Origin of the sequence: Kitasatospora phosalacinea (assembly GCF_000716545.1) — a bacterium.
GTDB classification, from domain to species: domain Bacteria; phylum Actinomycetota; class Actinomycetes; order Streptomycetales; family Streptomycetaceae; genus Kitasatospora; species Kitasatospora phosalacinea.
In genome coordinates this window covers 108,749-124,603 of record NZ_JNWZ01000044.1, presented here as the reverse complement: position 1 = coordinate 124,603, position 15,855 = coordinate 108,749, and the positions used below count along the sequence as shown (strand labels likewise).

At 72.4% G+C, this 15,855-nt stretch carries 14 protein-coding genes; 8 read left to right on the top strand and 6 right to left on the bottom strand.

Annotated features, from left to right (window positions below; genetic code table 11):
- Positions 1-76 precede the first annotated feature (76 nt).
- Entirely contained in the window at positions 77-895 is an 819-nt protein-coding gene (locus OO48_RS22145; RefSeq protein ID WP_157845507.1) for a site-specific integrase, read from the bottom strand.
- A 104-nt stretch (positions 896-999) separates the two neighbouring features.
- The gene (locus tag OO48_RS22140; RefSeq protein ID WP_033218945.1) at positions 1,000-1,377 is read right to left on the bottom strand and encodes a ribosome maturation factor RimM; all 378 of its coding nucleotides are present in this window, start codon (positions 1,375-1,377) and stop codon (positions 1,000-1,002) included.
- Between the two features lie 203 nt (positions 1,378-1,580).
- Between OO48_RS22140 and OO48_RS22135 the strand changes: the two genes are divergently transcribed.
- Positions 1,581-1,841: a GlsB/YeaQ/YmgE family stress response membrane protein gene (locus tag OO48_RS22135; protein ID WP_033218944.1), complete on the top strand. Its 261-nt coding sequence runs from the start codon at positions 1,581-1,583 to the stop codon at positions 1,839-1,841.
- Positions 1,842-1,903: 62 nt separating this feature from the next.
- On the opposite strand, the gene glmS is transcribed toward OO48_RS22135, so the two are convergent.
- The gene (gene glmS / locus OO48_RS22130) at positions 1,904-3,745 is read right to left on the bottom strand and encodes a glutamine--fructose-6-phosphate transaminase (isomerizing) (protein WP_033218942.1); all 1,842 of its coding nucleotides are present in this window, start codon (positions 3,743-3,745) and stop codon (positions 1,904-1,906) included.
- A 48-nt stretch (positions 3,746-3,793) separates the two neighbouring features.
- Positions 3,794-4,099, bottom strand: a complete 306-nt coding sequence (locus OO48_RS22125) for a hypothetical protein (protein WP_051732463.1) — start codon at positions 4,097-4,099, stop codon at positions 3,794-3,796.
- Positions 4,100-4,380: 281 nt separating this feature from the next.
- Between OO48_RS22125 and OO48_RS22120 the strand changes: the two genes are divergently transcribed.
- The 7 genes from OO48_RS22120 (at position 4,381) to OO48_RS22090 (ending at position 13,568) form a co-directional block, all read left to right on the top strand.
- Positions 4,381-5,496, top strand: coding sequence for a hypothetical protein (locus OO48_RS22120; protein WP_033218940.1), 1,116 nt, complete (start codon positions 4,381-4,383; stop codon positions 5,494-5,496).
- Positions 5,497-5,552: 56 nt separating this feature from the next.
- Positions 5,553-7,001 carry a pyridoxal phosphate-dependent decarboxylase family protein gene (locus OO48_RS22115; protein ID WP_033218938.1) on the top strand — a complete coding sequence of 483 codons (1,449 nt, stop codon included), beginning with the start codon at positions 5,553-5,555 and terminating at the stop codon, positions 6,999-7,001.
- 106 nt (positions 7,002-7,107) lie between these two features.
- Positions 7,108-8,475, top strand: coding sequence for a GNAT family N-acetyltransferase (locus OO48_RS22110; protein ID WP_033218936.1), 1,368 nt, complete (start codon positions 7,108-7,110; stop codon positions 8,473-8,475).
- Between the two features lie 326 nt (positions 8,476-8,801).
- Positions 8,802-10,058, top strand: coding sequence for a MurT ligase domain-containing protein (locus OO48_RS22105; protein ID WP_051732462.1), 1,257 nt, complete (start codon positions 8,802-8,804; stop codon positions 10,056-10,058).
- Between the two features lie 263 nt (positions 10,059-10,321).
- The gene (locus tag OO48_RS22100; protein WP_033218986.1) at positions 10,322-11,047 is read left to right on the top strand and encodes a type 1 glutamine amidotransferase; all 726 of its coding nucleotides are present in this window, start codon (positions 10,322-10,324) and stop codon (positions 11,045-11,047) included.
- A 323-nt stretch (positions 11,048-11,370) separates the two neighbouring features.
- Complete coding sequence (locus tag OO48_RS22095; RefSeq protein ID WP_033218933.1) at positions 11,371-12,396, top strand: 6-phosphofructokinase; 1,026 nt, start codon at positions 11,371-11,373, stop codon at positions 12,394-12,396.
- Between the two features lie 176 nt (positions 12,397-12,572).
- A complete protein-coding gene (locus OO48_RS22090) occupies positions 12,573-13,568 on the top strand; it encodes a 2-hydroxyacid dehydrogenase (protein WP_033218931.1) in 996 nt (331 codons plus the stop codon).
- Between the two features lie 36 nt (positions 13,569-13,604).
- On the opposite strand, the gene OO48_RS22085 is transcribed toward OO48_RS22090, so the two are convergent.
- Entirely contained in the window at positions 13,605-14,633 is a 1,029-nt protein-coding gene (locus OO48_RS22085) for a LacI family DNA-binding transcriptional regulator (RefSeq protein ID WP_245194753.1), read from the bottom strand.
- Between the two features lie 140 nt (positions 14,634-14,773).
- Positions 14,774-15,808, bottom strand: coding sequence for a hypothetical protein (locus OO48_RS22080; protein ID WP_033218929.1), 1,035 nt, complete (start codon positions 15,806-15,808; stop codon positions 14,774-14,776).
- Positions 15,809-15,855: the final 47 nt, after the last annotated feature.

The window sequence follows — 15,855 nt, the reverse complement described above, 5'->3', positions numbered from 1 at the left end:
GCTGGGCAGACCAGCGGACACCCCACACCCTCCAGCCGGTCACCCCGACAAGACCGCCGAAACCATCACCCAGAAATCAGCTCGGTGGATCCGGGCTGAGGCAGTTCGAGGCGAAGAAGTGGCGCAGGCCGTAGAGGACCATCCCCTCGGGGACGTCAACCCGCCCGGAGGTCCTGACCTTTCGCCACCGTCGGTCGACGGTGTGGTGCGGCATGGGCTGGCTGATGTCCTGGGGGTGGCGCAGCAGGTAGCCGTCGACGGTGCCATGGGTGTCCGCGTACTTCTCGATGGCGCGCTTGGTACGGGCGGGCAGGGGGACGTCGCGGTACTCGTCGGCTTTGCGGTGCTTGAGTCGCGCGTAGGTCTTGGTGGCCTGGTTGACCTGTTCGGTGACGCGGTAGATGTCGTCGGCGACGATGTTGTCGACGTTGACCGCCAGTGCCTCGCCGTTGCGCAGGCCGCAGCCGCTCATGAGTTCGGCGACCAGGTTGAAGGCCTCGTCACCGGCGGCCCTGATCCCCTCCAACTGGGCGCCGAACGTGGGGAGGAGGTGGTGCTTCAGAGTGGACTCGAGCATCCGCAGCGAGGCCGGACCCTGGTGACGCTGGCCCTTGAGCCACTCGGCGGCGTAGGCCGAGAACTGCATCCCACCGTACTTCTGGACGCGCTCCGCCTTGCGCTGGCTCTGCGGGGAGTCCTTGCGCGCGTGGTAGACCTCGGCGAGCCGGGTCATGGCCTTCTGCTGGGTGGCGAAGCCGGACTCCTCGGTCTGCTGCCCCGTCGCGTTGCGGTACCTGATCCTGTACTCGTGGGGACACTTGCTCCAGCGGGACTCGGGGTGCTCGCACTCCTTGAAGAAGCTGCCCATCCCGCGGATGAGACCTGTGGTCGCCATGGCGGACGGTACCTCCGGAAGCTTGCTGACCTTTTGCTGACCCCGGATGGTCGGCCACCTGCCCGCGTTGGCAAGAACCGCTGGTCACGTGCTGGAGCGGCCGCTCAGGGCAGCCGGTTGCCGTAGAACGGGCCGTAGTAGAGGGCCAGTTCGGCCCGCAGGTCGTGGTCGGTGTGGCGGTCGGCCTCGACCAGCGGCGGGGCGGCCCCGATCTCCTCCTTGGTGCGGTCGACCCGGACGGTGCGCCGCTCCAGGTCGATCCCACGGACCGTCACGGCCGGGAGCAGGACGCGGTGGTGGAAGATCCACGGCGCGGTGTCGACCACCAGGTACTGCGGCCCGAAGTCCTCCGCCATCCGGTCCACCTTGCCGATCGCCCCGTCCTCGGCCTCCACGTGGAAGCCGATCAGGTCGATGCCCACCTCGTGGCCGGACGCGTCCCGGTAGGTCCAGACGTTCACCTGATCCGACTGCTCACCCATGCTCGTCCCTCCGCTCGGGCGGTTCCCGGGGGCGGGCGCTCCGCCCCCGACCGCCCGGGGCGGCTGCCCGGCCGTCGCGGTTCCATGCCGGCGGCGGCGCTCGTGAAATTCGTGGAACTCGCAGGCATTACCGGCGGTTCGCCGGGCATGCGGGTGCTGCGGCGCCACCGGGGCCGCCAATCCGCGAGACGAGGAGGCACACCATGTCGATCCTTTGGGCGATCATCGCCGGTCTGATCATCGGTCTGCTGGCGAAGCTGGTCATTCCCGGCCGCCAGCCGATCCCGCTGTGGCTCACCATCCTGCTCGGCGTCGTGGGCGGCATCATCGGCAACTTCCTGGCGAGCGCGTTCGGCGTCGCCGACACCGACGGCATCGACTGGATCCGGCACATCTTCCAGATCGGCGCCGCCGCCGTCCTGATCCTCCTGGTCACCCCGTTCTGGTCGCGTCGACACGCCTGACCAGCAGCACGCGGACGGGGCCCGGGGACGTGTTCCCCGGGCCCCGTCCGCGTGTGCGCGCGCTACTCCACCGTCACGCTCTTGGCCAGGTTGCGCGGCTTGTCGACGTCCCGGCCGAGGGCCACCGACGCGTGGTAGGCGAAGAGTTGGAGCGGGATGTTGAGCAGCAGCGGGTCGAGTTCCGGCTCGCTCTTCGGCACGACCAGGCAGTGGTCGGCCAGCCGCGCCCCGATCGGGCGGTGGGCGACGGCCAGCACCCGGCCCTCGCGGGCCTTGATCTCGCCGAGCGCGGTCAGGTTCTTGTCGAGCAGTTCGTCGTCGGGCACCAGCGCGACGGTCGGCAGCTCGGGGGAGATCAGCGCGAGCGGCCCGTGCTTCAACTCGCTCGTGGGGTACGCCTCGGCGTGCACGTAGGAGATCTCCTTGAGCTTCTGCGCGCCCTCCCGGGCCACCGGGTAGCCCCGGACCCGGCCGATGAACATCATGCCCCGGCTGTGGGCGTACTCGGCGGCCAGCGCCTCGATCTCCTTCTCCTGCTCCAGCACTTCGCGGATCTGGCCGGGCAGCGCCTTGAGCCCGGCGACGATGCGCCGGCCGTCGGCGGGCGAGAGGTCGTGGATGCGGCCGAAGTGCAGGGCGAGCAGCGCGAAGGCGACCACGGTGGAGGTGAACGCCTTGGTGGAGGCGACCGAGATCTCGGGCCCGGCGTGCAGGTAGAGGCCGCCGTCGCACTCGCGGGCGATCGCCGAGCCGACGGTGTTGACCACGCCGAGGACCCGGCCGCCCTTGCGCTTGACCTCCTGGACGGCGGCCAGCGTGTCGTAGGTCTCGCCGGACTGGCTGACCGCGACGTACAGGGTGTCGGCCTCGATGACGGGGTTGCGGTAGCGGAACTCGGAGGCGGGCTCGGAGTGGGCCGGGATCCGGGCCAGCTCCTCGATCAGCTGGGCGCCCATCTCGCCCGCGTAGTAGGCGGATCCGCAGCCGAGGATCTTCACCCGGCGGATCTCCCGCAGCTCCCGGGCGTCCAGGTTGAGGCCGCCCAGGTGCGCGGTGGCGAAGCGCTCGTCCAGCCGCCCCGAGAGGGTGCGCTCGACCGCGCCGGGCTGCTCGTGGATCTCCTTGAGCAGGTAGTGGTCGTAGCCGCCGATGTCGTAGGAGCCGACCTCCCAGTCGACGGTGGAGGGCTGCCGGGTGACGGTGCGGGCGTCCTCGGTGAAGGTGCGGAAGCCGTCGGCGCGGACGGTGGCGAGTTCGCCGTCCTCCAGGTGGACGACCTGGCGGGTGTAGCGGACCAGCGCGGAGACGTCGGAGGCGGCGAACATCTCCTTCTCGCCGATGCCGAGCACGATCGGGCTGCCGTTGCGGGCCACCACGATCCGGTCGGGCTGCACGGCGTCCAGCACCGCGATGCCGTAGGTGCCGACGACCAGCTTGAGCGCGGCCCGCACCGCGTCCTCCAGTTCGCCGCCGTCGGCCCGGTGCGCGGCGACCAGGTGGGCGAGCACCTCGGTGTCGGTCTCGGAGCGGAACACCGCGCCGTCGGCGGTGAGCTTGGCGCGCAGTTCGTCGGCGTTCTCGATGATGCCGTTGTGGACGACGGCGATCCGGCCCTCGCCGTCGGTGTGCGGGTGGGCGTTGGCGTCGGAGGGGACGCCGTGGGTGGCCCAGCGGGTGTGGCCGATGCCGACGGAGCCCTTGAAGCGGGCGGGCAGCGCGGCGGCCAGGTCGGCGACCCGGCCCTTGGCCTTGCACACCCGCAGCCGGGCGGGGACGGACTTGGTCGCGGGCGCGACCACCGCGACGCCCGCCGAGTCGTACCCGCGGTACTCCAGCCGCTGCAGCCCCTCCAGCAGGAAGGGCGAGGCGTCCTTGGGGCCGATGTAGGCCACGATTCCGCACATGACGTGGGGCTCCTGTCAGTCGTGGGTGGTCCGGGTGGGGCCGTCCGGTCAGCCGTAGACCATCCGCCGCAGTTGACGCACCGACAGCTGCGGGGCGGCCACCCGGCGGGCGGCCAGCTCACCGCCCAGGCGGGTGAAGATCTGCTCGTTGGTCAGCCCCCGGGCCTGCAGCTCACCGTGGCGGCGGCGGACGTACTCCTCGGTGGTCTCCGCGAAGTACGCCAGCACCTCCGCGACGACCCGCGCGGCCTCCCCCGGGGACAGCGCGGTGGTCCGGGCGAGGTGGGCGAGCAGGTCCTCATGAGGGTGCGGTGAGGCAGGCACGATCGGGGAGCCTAGGTGGGAAGGGTTCATTTGCCAAAGATCCTGCCCGAATTCGGGCAGGACCACCAGCGGTGGCCGCCCGGTGCGACCTTTCCGCCGGACGCGGCGTGGGGAGGGACGACGGTCGAACGGGCGGGTGCGGGCGGCACCTATGATGTGGGGCCGTCGTTGGAGGACGGTGGGCGGACGGTGTTCGGGTGATCGTGGCGGGCATCCGACCCCGTCGGCGGTGTTCCTGGCCCGGTTTCCGGCGGTCACCCCGCAGGATGGGCCGCGTACTGTCCGTGTCGATCACAGGGGGAACGTCCGTCATGCAACCGCGCGTGTTCGCCGTCGTCACCGCCGTCCTGCTGGCCGTGCTCGGCCTCGGGTCGGTCTTGGTGACCGACTGGACGCCGAAGTCCGCCGCCACCGCCGCAGGCACGGGCGCCCAGCGCCCCGGCGCCGTGCCCGACACCGCCGCCTCCCCCGCCCCCTCGCCCTCCCCCACCGGCGATCCGGCCGTGTGGACGCGCTCGACCCTGCGCAACAAGCTGATGGCCGAGATGGACGCCACCGACCCCGGGGTGGCGCTCGCCGACCTCGACAGGATCTCCAAGGACAAGCCGTACACGGTGCGGTTCTGCCACCCGATCGCGCACGAGCTCGGGCACGCCGCGGTGCAGCGCTACCACCAGGACTTCCAGAAGGTGATCTCCTTCCCGCACGAGACCTGCGCGGCGGGCTACCTGCACGGCGCGGTCGAGGAGATGCTCGCCAACTCCAAGGACCCGCAGAGCGACATCCTGACCCTGTGCGCCCCGGCCAACACCGGCCCGTGCATCCACGGCGTCGGCCACGGCATCATGTTCGTCACCAAGCAGGACATCCCGGCCGCCCGCGCGCTGTGCGACAAGTTCCCCAGCCAGAGCCGCCGGATCACCTGCTCCGAGGGCGTCTTCATGCAGCTGTTCGCGCCCGACGAGGAGGACGAGAAGGCCAAGGCCAACCTCCCGGCCGACAAGCTCGCCGCCGAACCGCTCTACCCGTGCCCCGAGCAGCCCGCCCTCTACCAGTCGGCCTGCTTCTTCTACGCGCCGACCTTCTTCCTCTCCTCGCACGACTACGCCAACCACCCCGAGGCTTTCCCCCAGGCCCTCCAGTGGTGCCTGAACGCGCAGGCCGGCGGTGGTGCCCAGGACTGCTCGCGCGGCGCCGGATCGCGCATCATGAAGTACAACCTGGACCGCCCGGACTGGGCCGCCCAGCAGTGCGCCACCCCCAAGGACACCTGGCAGCGCCAAGCCTGCACCCAGGGCCTGGTCAGCTACTACACCGTCAACGACACCAGTGCGGGCGCCGCCGGACGCCTGTGCGCCCAGATCACCGACAAGCAGATCCAGGGCTACTGCCGCTCGGCCGGCGGCCTGTCCACCACCCTGGACTGACCCCTCCGGCTCTTCCCCCAGGTGGGCGCGGTCGACCGCGCCCACCTGCGCATACGATGCCGGGTGTGAACGACGACTTCCGCGGGGCCGCGCACGCGGCCGCAGACCTGGTGGCCGACTACCTCGACGCGCTGCCCGACCGACCGGTGTGGCAGCCGATGGACCCGGCGGAGCGGGCCGCGCTGCTCGACCTCCCGCTGCCCGAGGACGGCGCCCCGCTGACGGAGCTGCTGGAGACCGTCGGGCGGCGGATCATGCCGCACCCGATGGGCAACGGGAACCCGCGCTTCTTCGGCTGGGTCAACTCCGCCCCGCAGCCCGCCGGGGTGCTCGCCGCCCTGGCCGCGAGCGCGATGAACCCCAGCTCGGCCGGCGGCGACCACGCCGACGTCCACCTGGAGCGGGCCGTGGTGCGCTGGACGGCCGAACTGGTCGGCTTCCCGCACCCGCCCGGCGGCGGCATCCTCACCTCCGGCACCTCGATGGCCACCATCGTCTGCCTCGCCGCGGCCCGCGGCCGCGCCGCCCGCAAGGCCGGGTGGGACGTCCGCGAGGACGGCCTGGCGGGCATGCCCCCGCTGGTCGGCTACGTCACCGGCGAGGCGCACAGCTGCGTGCGCAAGGCCGCCGAACTGCTCGGCCTCGGCTCCAGGCACCTGCGCACCGTCGCCTCCGACGCCGACGGCCACCTCGTCCTGGACGCCCTGGCGGCCGCGGTCGCCGAGGACCGCGCGGCCGGCCGGCTGCCCTTCCTGGTGGTCGCCTCCGCCGGCACCGTCGGCACCGGCGCCGTCGACCCGTTCGGACCGATCGCCGACCTGGCCGAGCGCGAGGGCCTGTGGTTCCACGTCGACGGCGCGTACGGCGCGTTCGGCGTGCTGGACGAGACCATCGCGCACCGCTACGCGGGCATGGAGCGGGCCGACTCGCTCGCCCTCGACCCGCACAAGTGGCTGGGCGTCCCGGTCGACTGCGGCTGCGCCCTGGTGCGCGACGCCGAGGAGCTGCGCGGTACCTTCAGCCTCGTCCCCTCCTACCTGCGCGACGACGCGGCCGGCGACCTCGGCTGGTTCTCCGAGTACGGCACCGAGCAGACCCGCCCGTTCCGCTCGCTGAAGGTCTGGGCGTCCATTGCCCACCGCGGCCGCTCCGGCGTCGCCCGGGACATCGCGCACTGCACCGCGCAGGCCCGGCGGTTGGGCGAGTGGATCGAGCAGGACCCGGAGCTGGAGCTGCTCGCCCCCGTCGAGACCTCCATCGTCGCCTTCCGCCACCGCCCGGCCGGGCTGGACGAGGCCGGGCTCCAGCGGCTCAACTCCCTGCTCCCGGCGGCCGTCCAGCGGCGCGGGGAGGTCTTCGTCACCGGCGCCGTGTACCGCGGCCGGGAGATGCTCCGGGCCTGCCTGCTGAACCCCACCACCACCGAGGCGGACCTGCGGCTGCTGCTGGACGAGGTGAAGTCCGCCGGCGCGGAACTCCTGGACCGGTGCCGTACGTCCAACTGATCGCGGGGGCGGATCAGCGCCGATCCGACGGGGGCCCGCGGAGACATTTACCGTCAGGTCACGGGGGATTCGTGATCGCGAAACAGCGGAGCGCCACCATGCAGGCATGGACATCATGGCGTACACCCAGAGCAGGGTCACGGGCGAGCGGCAGGAACGGCGGCGGAGCCGGGGGCACCGCTGGCGCAAGGAGACGGTCGAGCTCGCGGCGGTCTTCGCCGCCGTCGCGGCCGCCGACCTGGTCGCCAACGTCGTCGTGCACGGCCACGACGGACCGGTGCTGCTGGTCGCCTCCGCCGCGGCCATGCTCGCCACCGCGCTGTTCCGCGGCTGGCTCGCCCACCGGCACCCGCACGGGCCGCCCGGCCCGGCCGCACCGCCGGGCGGCGACGCGATGACGCCCGACGAGGAGCCGACCGTCCTGTGGCGGCTGCGCACCAGCGTCTCCGACGCCCCCGGCAGCCTGGCCCGGGTGTGCACGGCCCTGGCCGAACTGCGGGTCAACATCGTCTCCATGCAGGCCCACCCGCTGCCCGACCACACCGTCGACGAGTTCATCGTCCGCGCCCCCGGGGCGCTGTCCCGCACCGACCTCGCCGCGGCCGTCGCGGCCGGCGGCGGCTGGGACATCTGGACCGACCGCGCCGACGCCCACGAACTCGTCGACGTCCCCCGCCAGGTCCTCGCCCTGGCCACTCGCACCGCCCTCGACGCCGCCGAACTCCCGGTCGCCCTGCGCCAGTTGTTCGGACGCGCGACCATCCGGCAGTACCCCGGCCGCGGCGACGGCACCCCGGCCGGCCTGGAAGGACACCTGATGCGACTGCCCCTCCCGGGCGGCGACCTGCTCGAACTCTCCCGGCCCCACCTGCCCTTCACGCCCACCGAGTTCGCCCGCGCCCGCGCCCTGGTCGAACTCGACACCGTCCTCGGCCCGCGCGTCCCGGCCGTCGCCGCCCGGATCGGCCACCTCGACGGTGACGAGCTCACCGTCCGCCGCGCCACCCCCGAGGACAAGTCCGCCGCCCTCGCCATGCACGCCCGCTGCTCCGCGGAGTCGCTGCGCCGCCGCTACCACGGCCCGGTCAAGGACGCCGACCGCTACCTCGACCACCTGCTCGACCCCCGCCACGGCCAGACCCTCGCCGTCGAGACCTCCGACGGCCGTCTGGTCGCCCTCGCCCACCTGATGTGGGACGACGAGGGCGCGGAGATCGCCCTGCTGGTCGAGGACGCCTGGCAGCGCCGCGGCCTGGGCGTCGACCTGGTCCGCCGGATGGCCGCCCTCGCCCTGGAGGCCGGCGTGCGCACCGTCTACGCCGTCACCACCTCCGCCAACACCGGCCTGATCTCCACCATGCGCCGCCTGTCCGCCCCCCTCGACTACCAGGTGGAGGACGGCACCCTGGTCATCACCGCCCACCTCGCCGAGGCCACCGAGAAGCTGCCCACCCCCTGGCCGACCTCTCACTGATCGGCACGAACGAAGGGACGATCCGGGGGCCCGGGGAGCGGCGGGTCCGTGCCGCTGACGGTCGGGGCCCGTCGGAGGTCCGCGCCGCTGCGCGCAGTGACGGAGCCGGAAGCCGGTGCGCGCTCGGGCGGTGAACCGTCGGCGGACACGGGCTCGGCGTTCCCCGGGCCCCCGGATCGTTCCTCCTCCTGGCTCAAGGGCTCACGCGGCAGGTTGTCGCCCCTGCTCAAGTGTGCGGGCGGGAGTCGGTAGGCTGAGCCCGTCCCCGCCGCCCGCGGATCGTCGAACGGCCCGGGCGGTGCCGCAGCAAGGAGGAACCCCTGAGCATGCCAGGCACCGATTCGGAAGCCCCGCGCGACGCCTCGCTGCCCGCCCGCGCGAAGATCGCCGTGACGGCGGGCAAGATGGCCGCCGCGCTGTCCCAGAAGGCGGGCCGAGGCAGCGGCTCGGTGATCGGCGGCAAGGTCGCGCTCAAGCTCGACCCGGACCTGCTGGCGACCCTCACCGAGCACCTGGACGTGGTCCTGGTCAGCGCCACCAACGGCAAGACCACCACCACCCGGCTGATCGCCGAGGCGCTGCGGGCGGCCGGCCCGGTGGTCTCCAACGCGCTGGGCGCGAACATGCCGGCCGGCATCACCGGCGCGCTGGCCAACAGCACCAGCGCCCGCTTCGGCGTGATCGAGGTGGACGAGAAGTACCTGCCGATGGTCGCCCGGGACACCCGGCCGAAGGCCATAGCGCTGCTGAACCTCTCCCGCGACCAGCTGGACCGCGCGGCGGAGACCCGGATGATGGCCGAGAAGTGGCGCGAGGGCCTCAAGGACACCGACGCGGTGATCATCGCCAACGCGGACGACCCGCTGGTGACCTGGGCCGCCTCGTCCTGCAAGAAGGTGGTCTGGGTGGCCGCCGGGCAGGCGTGGAAGGAGGACGCCTGGTCGTGCCCGTCCTGCGGCGGCGTGATGCAGCGCCCCGGTGACGACTGGTTCTGCGGCGAGTGCGGTTTCCGCCGGCCGAACCCGCACTGGGCGCTCCAGGGCACCCACGTGATCGACCCGCACCGCGGTGCCTGGCCGATCCAGCTGCAGCTGCCGGGCCGCGCCAACCTGGCGAACGCCACCAGCTCGGCCGCCGTCGCGGCGGTCTTCGGGGTGGCCCCGCAGGTCGCGCTGCAGCGGATGCAGTCGGTGGCCGCGGTGGCGGGCCGCTACGACGTGGTGCAGTACCGCGGCCGGGACGTCCGGCTGCTGCTGGCGAAGAACCCGGCCGGCTGGCTGGAGACCTTCTCGCTGATCGACGGCCCGCCCGCGCCGGTGGTCCTCTCGGTGAACGCGATGGACGCCGACGGCACCGACACCTCCTGGCTGTGGGACGTCGACTACGAGCGCCTGGCCGGGCACCCGATCTTCGTGATGGGCCAGCGCAAGCTGGACCTCGCGGTCCGCCTGGAGGTCGCCAACCTGCAGTTCCAGGTGGTCGACTCGCTGGCCCAGGCGGTGGACGCCGCCCCGGCCGGCCGGATCGAGGCCATCGCCAACTACACCGCCTTCCAGCAGCTGCGCAAGGCCGTGGTGGCCTGATGAGCGACCAGTACTACGGCGGGCAGCAGTACGGCGACCCGCAGCAGCACCAGCAGTACGGGCAGCAGCCGTACGAGCAGCAGTCGTACGAGCAGTACGGCCAGCAGTACGAGCAGCAGCCCCAGCAGCCCCAACCGCCCCAACCGCCCCAGCAGCACCAGCAGTACGAGCAGCAGGCGTACGGCGACCAGCAGCACCAGCAGTACGGCGGGGACGCTCCGCAGCAGCCCGCGCCCCAGCAGCAGTTCGGGAGGTCTTCGAGGATGAGCGAGAGCAGCCTGCGGGTGGTCTGGGTGTACCCGGACCTGCTGTCGACGTACGGCGACCGCGGCAACGCGCTGGTGGTGGAGCGGCGGGCGCGGCAGCGCGGCCTCGGGGTGCAGCGGATCGACGTGCGTTCCGACCAGTCGGTGCCGACCAGCGGCGACATCTACCTGATCGGCGGCGGTGAGGACCGTCCGCAGCGGCTGGCGGCGGAGCGGCTGCGCAACGACGGCGGGCTGGTCCGGGCGGCCGAGAACGGCGCGATCATCTTCTCGGTCTGCGCGGGTTTCCAGATCCTGGGCCACGAGTTCGTCAACGACCTGGGCGAGCGCGAGCCGGGCCTGGGCCTGCTGGACGTGTGGACCGTCCGCGGCGAGGGCGCGCGCTGCGTCGGCGACGTGCTGGCGGACGTGAGCCCGCGGCTGAACCTGCCGCAGCTGACCGGCTTCGAGAACCACCAGGGCGTGACCCACCTCGGCGAGGGCGTCACCCCGTTCGCCACCGTGCAGGTCGGCCGGGGCAACGGCACCGGTGACGGCACCGAGGGCGCCTGGCGCGACACGGTGTTCGGCACCTACCTGCACGGCCCGGTGATGGCCCGCAACCCCGCCGTCGCCGACATGCTGATCAAGCTGGCGCTGGACGTGAACGCGCTGCCGCCGGCCGACACCACGTGGTACGACGCGCTGCGCGCGGAGCGGATCGCCGCGGCCCGCCCCGCGTAGCCGCCGGAACGGTCCCGCCCGGCCCGGCCGCGCGTTCATCCGCGCGTAAGCCGAGGTCACGGTGGTGGACGGCTGACCGCCATGTGGTCAGCCGTCCCGCCGCCGGACAACTTCATAGGAGAATAGGAGAGCCCGGACGCAACACCCTCCTCGGCGGTCGGGTCGCAGTTACGTGTGGTGCGTCGAGGAAGCCGCCCCCGCGTCGGTTTCGGCTCGGCCGGACGCAGGAACCGTATGCTGTGCAGCAGGTCAGTTTCGGGCGTTTCGTCCGATTCCCACCCACCAGTCCGGCCGTCCGATCCTGCTCGGGAGTTGGCAAAGCAATGCGTATTGGTGTCCTGACCAGCGGCGGTGACTGCCCCGGCCTGAACGCCGTCATCCGTTCCGTGGTCCACCGGGGGGTGGTCGACCACGGCGACGAGATCATCGGCTTCGAGGACGGCTGGCGCGGTCTCCTGGAGGGCGTGCACCGTCCGCTGACGCTCGACTCGGTGGGCGGCATCCTCGCCCAGGGCGGCACGATCCTCGGCTCGTCCCGGGTGCAGCCCAGCCACCTGCGCGACGGCGTGGAGCGGGCCAAGCAGTACTGCGCGGACCTGGGCATCGACGCGGTGATCCCGATCGGCGGCGAGGGCACCCTGAAGGCCGCGAAGCTGATGAGCGACGCCGGCCTGCCGGTGGTCGGCGTGCCGAAGACCATCGACAACGACATCGCCTGCACCGACGTCACCTTCGGCTTCGACACCGCCGTCTCGGTGGCCACCGAGGCGCTGGACCGGCTGAAGACCACCGCCGAGTCGCACCAGCGCGTCATGGTGGTCGAGGTGATGGGCCGGCACACCGGCTGGATCGCGCTGAACGCGGGCATGGCCGCCGGTGCGCACGCCATCGTGGTGCCGGAGCGCCCGTTCCACATCGACAAGCTGACCGAGGTCGTGCGCGAGCGCTTCGACCGGCAGAAGAAGTTCGCGATCGTGGTCTGCGCCGAGGGCGCGAAGCCCGAGCCCGGCACCATGCCGTGGGAGGAGGGCACCAAGGACATGTACGGCCACGAGCGGTTCACCGGCATCGCCACCCAGCTCTCCCGCGAGCTGGAGCACCGCCTCGGCAAGGAGGCGCGTCCGGTGATCCTGGGCCACACCCAGCGCGGCGGCACCCCGACCGCGTACGACCGCGTCCTGGCCACCCGCTTCGGCTGGCACGCGGTGGAGGCCGCCCACAAGGGCGCGTTCGGCCACATCACGGCGCTGCAGGGCACCGAGATCAAGCTGGTGCCGCTGGGCGAGGCCGTGGCCGAGCTGAAGACCGTTCCGGCGGAGCGCTACCGGGAGGCCGAGACCGTCATCTGACGGTCGGTCAGCGGCGCCCGGAGCGGCGCCACTTGAAGCGAATGATCCGATCATCACAAGATGATCAGCCGATGAGTCAGCGCGAGATCATCGGACCATCGTCTTGCGATGATCGGATCATCCCCCGGGGCGCGTCGCGGCCCGCCGCCCGGTCCCCCCGGCGCTAGCCTCACCGCATGGAGATCCTCGCCTACGGCGTCCAAGCAGACGAACAGCCGCTCCTGGAAAAGGCCTTCGCAGACCGGCACTCCCTGCGCACCCTGGCCGTGTTCCTCAACCGCGACACCGCCCCGCTCGCCGCCGGCTACCCCGCCGTCAGCACCAGCGTCAACGACGAGCTCGACGCCGAAGTGCTCGCCGTCCTCGCCGCGGGCGGCACCGGGGTGATCGCCCAGCGCTCCACGGGCTTCAACAACATCGACCTGGACGCCGCCGCCGAACTCGGCCTCACCATCGCCCGGGTCTCCCACTACAGCCCGTACGCCGTCGCCGAACACGCCTGGGCCCTCGCCCTCGCCGTCAACCGCCGGCTCACCCGCGCCGCCAACCGCTCCCGCGAGTTCGACTTCCGGCTCGACGGCCTCCTCGGCCGGGACATCCACGGCATGACCGTCGGCGTCATCGGCACCGGCAAGATCGGCGAGTGCTTCGCCCGCATCGCCGCCGGCTTCGGCACCCACCTGCTCGGCTGGGACATCGCCGAGAACCCCGCCTGCCGGGAGCTCGGCATGACCTACACCGAACTCCCCGAACTCCTCTCCCGGTCCGACCTCGTCAGCCTCCACGTGCCCCTCCTCCCCGCCACCCACCACCTCATCGACACCGCCGCGCTCGCCCGGATGAAGGACGACGCCATCCTGGTCAACTCCAGCCGCGGCGGCCTCGTCGACAGCACCGCCCTCGTCGAGACCCTGCGCACCGGGCGCCTGGCCGGTGTCGGCCTCGACGTCTACGAGGAGGAGACCGGCGTCTTCTTCACCGACCAGTCCATCCAGGGCATCACCGACGACACCCTCGCCCGCCTCGTCACCTTCCCCCAGGTCCTCGTCACCAGCCACCAGGCGTACTACACCCGCACCGCCGTCGACCAGATCATCGACACCACCGTCCGCAACGTCGACGACTACGCCGCCGGCCGCACCAACGAGAACACCCTCGTCCCGAAGGGCTGACCCCGGTCCGGCGCGGTGCGGCGAGGCGGCGGCCGCTCAGGCCGATTCGCGGCGGATGAGGGTGGTGGGCAGCAGGGTGCTGCGGCCCGGTCCCGTCCGGTTCTCGATCAGGGCGAGGACGTGGCGGGCCATCGTCGCGCCCTGCTCCTCCACCGGCTGCCGGACCGTGCTGAGCGGGGGGTGGGTGTGCTGGGCCACCGGGTCGTCGTCGAAGCCGATGACCGCGACGTCGTCGGGGACCCGGCGACCCGCCCGGCGCAGGGCGCGTAAGGCTCCGGCCGCCATCAGGTCGGAGGCGACGAAGACCGCGTCGAGGTCGGGGCGGCGCCTGAGCAGCCTGGTCATGGCGCGTTCGCCGGATTCGAGGGAGAAGTCCCCGAGGTCGGCGACGGGCTCCAGGCCGGTGGCCGTCAGGGCCTCCGTGAAACCCCTGAGCCGGTCCTGGCTGGCGGCCATGTCGCTCGGCCCCGCTATGGTCCCGATCCGCTGCCGGCCGGCCGCGAGCAGGTGGTACACGGCGGCCTGCGCACCGCCGTAGTTGTCGGTGTCCACGTACGGCGCCCCGTGCTCCGCCAGCGGTCGGCCGCACAGCACGGTGGGCACCCTCGCCGTGTCCAGCAGGGGCATCAGCGGGTCCGGGCCGTGGGAGGAGACCAGCAGCACCCCGTCGACACCGCGGCGCACGAAGCGGGCCGCGGCCGCGTACTCGCTGCGGTCCCGCACCGCGACGAACACCAGTTGGTGGCCGGCGGGGGCGAGGGCGCCGGACGCGCCGTGGAACAGCCGGGCGAAGAAGGGGTCCGAGAAGAACCGTTCGCTGGACTCGGTGATGATCGCGGCGATGGACCCGGTCTCCGGCCGGTGCGTCCAGGGCGCTCGGCGGCGCACGTACCCGAGCTTCGAAACCGCCTCCTGGACCCGGCGGTTGGTCTCCTCGCTCACCCGGGCCGAGCCGGTGAGGACGCGGGAGACGGTGGCTGTCGACACTCCGGCCGACCGGGCCACGTCGGCGAGGGTGGGCTGGCTGCCGACGGCATCGGCGAGGGTGGGCACGGACTCCTCCACGGGGTGCCGGGTACCGGGCGCCCGGGAACGGGGACGGGCCGGGACGCCGGGCATGGTCGGGCGTGGTCGGGCATGGGTCGGACCGGAGTTGAGCGGGTCGGAGCGGACGGGCCGGTCGGATCGCGGCGCGCCGGGTCGGGTCACCGGCCGTCGGGGTCGCTCGGCAGGATCCGCGGCAGCCGGGCCGCCTCGTCCGTCAGCAGCGCCGCCGCCCGCTGCTCGCGCTGTCTCAGCTCGGCCAGGCCGCCGCGGATCCGGTCCACCGACAGCGTGGGCGTCCCGGCGTGGAAGGCGTTGACCTGCTCCGAGAGCTCGGTGGCCAGCCGCGCGACGCCCGCGTACGCGGCGCGGACCGGTCCGCCGTGCCGGGTGAGTTCCAGGAAGCGGCTGAACAGGACGCGCGAACCCGCCAGCAGGGCGATGCTGTTGACGCCGGGCGCCCGGTACACGGCGTCGGCCGACGCGCGCTCGGCGGCCAGGTTCTCGCCGATCAGGTCGTAGAGCTGGAACCCGTCGCGGAACCGGGCCAGGAACGCCCGGTACGCGGACTCGAACCCGTCCAGGTCGGGGCCGGGACCGGGCCCGGGCAGCACGGTGGAGCAGTCGACGAACCAGCGCTCCGGCTCCTGGGCGTAGCCCTCGCGCAGCACGTCCCACCCCACCGTGAGCGGGAAGTACTCGTGGTCGTCGGAGGTGTTGTCGAGCAGCACCACTTCGGTCCCGCTCGCCCCGCACACCAGGAACGAGTGCAGCAGCCGGTGCTCCTCCGCGACGGTGCCGACCCGGCGCATGAACTCCACCCAGTGCGGGAAATGGTGCCGGGGCGCGTAGAAGAACACCGGACGCCCCGCGGCGAGTAACCCGGGCAGCTCGGATTCGAAACGGTCGAGGCCCACCGTGCCGGCCGAGAGCGTTTCGAACCCGAGCAGGCGCAGATCTCCGTCGGTCACATAGGGCGTGTCGAACGCCCAGCGGTCCTTTCCGCGCAGGTGGCAGTGGCGGTAGACGGCCGCAGTCGAACCCAGTGCCCGGTACATCAAAAGGTCGGACCACGGGGTGCTGCCCGCGACGTAGGCCAGGAGTTGCGACTTCCGGCAATGCAGGTGGTTGTTCGGGTCCTGAGTGCGGATGCGTTCGACATCCGGGATCAGGACCGTTCGATCGGTGAGCGCCACCGTTTTTCCTTCCCGCACGTGCAGGTCAGGGGCGGTCCTCCGTTTCA